Source organism: Roseateles sp. P5_B10, from assembly GCF_056400485.1.
In genome coordinates this window covers 1-606 of record NZ_JBFULE010001592.1, presented here as the reverse complement: position 1 = coordinate 606, position 606 = coordinate 1, and the positions used below count along the sequence as shown (strand labels likewise).

Below are 606 nucleotides of genomic sequence, written 5' to 3'. Positions count from 1 at the left end.
GGGTTGGCCAAGACGGGAGGCCTTTAGTTCCTCCTCGGCTTTTACCAAGTCGCGCTGGACTTTGGATGATTGTGTCGCGAGGGAGCTCAAAGCATACTCCACATCGCTTTGCTTCTGACGCGCGACTTCATCGACATACGATTGCGCCACCGTATTAGCGATTTCCGCCGCTCGTTGCGGGTCGGAGGCCGTAGAGGTAACGGCGATGATTCTGGAGCGCCGCTCCTGACCAACCCTCAGGCTGCGCTTTAGCGCAGCGAGAGCGGATCCGTCATCGGGCTCATGGTTCTTGCCAAGTAGCAGCTCCTTGGTTGCTGACCATGTACGACGAAAGAGCGTGCGCAAGCTTTGCATCCACGTTCGTGAACCCGCTTCCGCACCGTGCCTCGCATCCTCGAGAGCGCGGAGCGTTGGGAGAAGTCTCCGCAGATAGGCGTCGGAGAGCAGCACCGTGACATGTGTGTCGATGGTGGATTCCTCAGCAGCTGGTGTAGGCGCTGCGGACGCGCCACCGGCGTTTAAGGCATCGGCTGCGCCGGACTGTCGGACGTCAACAGCAAGTTGTGCCGTCGCGATGTAAGAAGGAGACATAAGAAAGCCGGCTAC

General features: G+C 59.4%; 1 protein-coding gene. It reads right to left on the bottom strand.

What is annotated here, in order from left to right; genetic code table 11:
• Positions 1 to 345 (bottom strand): hypothetical protein (locus AC1DU6_RS34760; RefSeq protein WP_477863074.1); only part of this gene is annotated, 345 nt, incomplete at its 3' end.
• Positions 346 to 606 lie beyond the last annotated feature (261 nt).